Genomic DNA, 3268 nt, shown 5'->3' with positions numbered 1-3268 from the left:
GGTGAGCAACTTTCCATAGGCGATATAGGCAAGGCGATGGCAGCGCTCGGCTTCGTCCATATAGTGGGTGGTGATCAAGAACGTGAGGCCTTCGGCCGCCAATCGGTGAATGTGTTCCCAAAATTCTCTGCGCGCCTTCGGATCGACACCGGCCGTCGGTTCATCCAGTAGCAATAACTTCGGTCGATGGATCAGACAGGCGGCTAAGGCGAGCCGCTGCTTCCACCCCCCCGACAACTGACCGGCCAATTGCGCTCGTCGACCGGCGAGGCCCAACCGTTCGAGGCTTTCCTCGACGGCCTCGCGGCGACGATTGATTCCGAACATCCGCGCGACGAAATCGAGATTCTCGGCTATGCTCAGGTCTTCATAGAAACTGAATCGCTGGGTCATATAGCCCACCGCGGCTTTGATGGCTTCGCTTTCGGTAATGACGTCGTAGCCAAGACACGTACCGCTGCCTCCATCCGGGCGCAACAGCCCGCACAGCATGCGGATAAACGTGGTCTTGCCGCTGCCGTTCGGCCCGAGAAAGCCGTAAATTTCGCCGCGATGTATTTGCAACCCGATGTTATCGACCACGGTCCGTGACCCAAACCGTTTGGTCATGCCGCTCACGTCGATGGCCAGTTCTTGTCCGTTCACATCCCGATTCATAGAGCAACGTTGAATCGCACGTCCACCGGCTGACCAGGGTGCAGGTCGCGTGCAGCATCCTGATCGAACAGCGCTTCGACCAAGAAGACCAGCTTCTTACGGGCCTCCTGGCTGTAGATGACCGGCGGGGTATACTCTGCCCGCGGCGAAATGTAGCTTACCTTCCCCTGAATCGCGCCCTGCACGCCATCCACGGTAATCTGGACTACGTCCCCGAGTTTGATGCCCCCAACCTTTGTCTCGGATACAAACGTGCGCACTTTGATATGATCGGGCGGCAACAAGATAATCACCGGCCGTCCGGCCCCGACCCATTCTCCTTCGCGATAGAGGGTGTCGAACACGAACCCCGCCTTCGGCGCCGCTTGCCGTTTCTGTGCAAGAGCCCATTCTGCCTTGGCCAACGCCGCTTCTCTTGCATGAACCTCCGCTTCGGCTGCCGCAATTTGATCCGCGCGAGTTCCCAGCAGCGCCGTGTGCAGATCGGCTTTCAGCTGTGCCACTCGCTGCTGATTCTGATTCTGCATCGCACGAGCGCGATCCACTTCCATTTCCACTGCGGCGCCGGGCATGGACTTCAGCCCTTCCTGTCTCGTGACCTCTTGGACAGAAAGGCGGAGCGCGACCTGAGCGGATTTTAGTTCCGCTTTGAGCGATTCGATCTCCGAGGGACGCTTCCCTTTCTTCACATCCTCGAGGTTGGCCAGCGCCTGACCGAGTCTCCTCTCCGCTTCATCGCGGGCGGCTTTCTCCGAGACCTGGTCCAGCGCGAACAGGGGATCCCCCAGGTTGACTTGGCCTCCACGCCGTACAGACAACGACGAAAGCTGGCCGGCGTAGGGCGACGCCACATAGATGTACTCGCCTTCGACGTAACCCTGGATTCGATCAGATGGAGGCCCCTCACAGCCTGACTGGACCAGAACGACCACCGGCATGACCGCCAAGAGCAGCCATTGTTTGGTTCTTGTATGATCTCCACTCATCAGTTCACCGATTGTGCCGGTTGCCCAACGCCCCTTCGAGTATGATCCCAATGATTGACGAGTACCCGGTTTCCACGGTAAGGCCGAGCTCCGCCAACTTGGAAGGATTCATGATCGTTTGCACGGCCCCGAGGAGAATCTCAATGATGAGATGAACGGGGATATCCTTCCTTATAAGACCGGCCTTCTGCCCCTGTTCGAACAGTTCGCCAAAGTGACGACGGATCAAGTCTCGACGACGTTTTTCGATAATTTGAAACAGCTCGGGAAACTCGCGGCCGATATCCCGCACAAACGGCGGTTGGATTTCAGCTGTGTGTCGTTGCACGCAATCCAGCAGATTGCGGAGCGCCGTCTCAACGTTCTGCTCATCCCTCGATTTCAAGCGAGAGAGGTCCGCTTCGACTTCCGAAAACTTCTTCTGCATGATGGCCTGAACAAGCGCCGTCTTGCTGGGAAAATGCGCATACAAAGTTTTCTTGCTCATACCAAGTTCGGCGGCGATATCATCCATACGGACCGTTCTGAATCCATGGGTGAAGAATTGCCGCCGGGCCGCGCTGACAACCCTGTTGGCGTGAGAACGGCGAGAGAGGACTTTGTCTATCGGTATCTTCATGGGTGAATTATATGAGCACCACAGAAACTTATATAGTTTTATAAGTTTCCCACATGAGTTGTCAATCAGGAGATTTCCCCTTCTTTAAGCCCTTATTTCACCGGCCGGATGACGCCGATCTGGGAATCCTGGCCGCGATATAGAGGAAGAGAGCCCAGTGGACATGTGTGGAGGGGGATGAACGCGCTGGATCGAGCAATGGCCCGCTGATTCTAATCGATTCGCACCTATCGTGACGTTCTTGCCTTAGCAAACCTGAACTTCAGTCTACACGCCACCCTATTCCCAGCCACTGATCTCATAGCCTTTTTCCTTAAGACAATGCGTGACGGCATCAGCGTAAGGAGGCTCTGGCTCAAGCGGCATGAACGTTCCTCCGAGCAATCCAATGATGAATCCGAGCCCGCTACCGGCGGCGGCTCCGATCGTCACACCGGGCAGTCCCCCCACGACCCCCGCCGACGCGCCGACCGCGCCACCTAGAGTCAGCCCGAGCACGGCGCCTGTTGCAGCATTCGCGCTTTGGTTGGTCCCATGCCGTAATCCGGTCTTTTCAACTTGCTTCCGGCAGGATTCAATCTCCTGTTGAGCCATCTGTTTGCCATACAAGTGAAGTTGTTTATTCGAGCGGAGGATCGGCTGCGGCCCCGAACAGGCGGCGAGGCTCACGAGTAGCGCATACACAACAAAACGATGCCCTGAACGATTGACCACAGAAAGCCTTTAGAGGATTTGCTTTCTTCACTTCTCACTCTTTGAAAGAAATGTCGAGTCTTTTTCAATTGCGCGCATGATTCATGATCCAGCTCATTCGTCCAGTGTTTCTCGAAGCCTTCCTCATGTGCTCGCGTAGCCGGGCAAAGAGTCAAAAAGCCACCACCACTGAACTTCCCTTTTCTTCATACTTCCCCTGGCGGTACTCTACTGCGCGCATTGTCCGAGCACATTTCCCTTACACTCCTCACCACTCAGATCGGGCTCGAGGCCGTTTCCATTGCGCGCATCC

General features: G+C 56.2%; 4 protein-coding genes. All 4 read right to left on the bottom strand.

The window, feature by feature from the left end:
- The coding region (locus tag ACOSYY_RS02900; protein ID WP_421660770.1) for an ABC transporter ATP-binding protein at window positions 1-657 on the bottom strand (657 nt) is incomplete at its 3' end.
- Window positions 654-1643: an HlyD family secretion protein gene (locus ACOSYY_RS02895; RefSeq protein WP_421660769.1), complete on the bottom strand. Its 990-nt coding sequence runs from the start codon at window positions 1641-1643 to the stop codon at window positions 654-656. The genes ACOSYY_RS02900 and ACOSYY_RS02895, both read right to left, overlap by 4 nt.
- 4 nt (window positions 1644-1647) lie before the next feature.
- Window positions 1648-2262 (bottom strand): TetR/AcrR family transcriptional regulator, encoded by a 615-nt coding sequence (locus ACOSYY_RS02890; RefSeq protein WP_421660768.1) that lies wholly within the window; start codon window positions 2260-2262, stop codon window positions 1648-1650.
- A gap of 279 nt (window positions 2263-2541) precedes the next feature.
- Window positions 2542-2976 (bottom strand): hypothetical protein, encoded by a 435-nt coding sequence (locus tag ACOSYY_RS02885; RefSeq protein ID WP_421660767.1) that lies wholly within the window; start codon window positions 2974-2976, stop codon window positions 2542-2544.
- Between the last annotated feature and the right edge of the window lie 292 nt (window positions 2977-3268).

Source organism: Nitrospira sp. BLG_2, from assembly GCF_049222245.1.
This window is presented reverse-complemented; position numbering and strand designations above follow the sequence as displayed.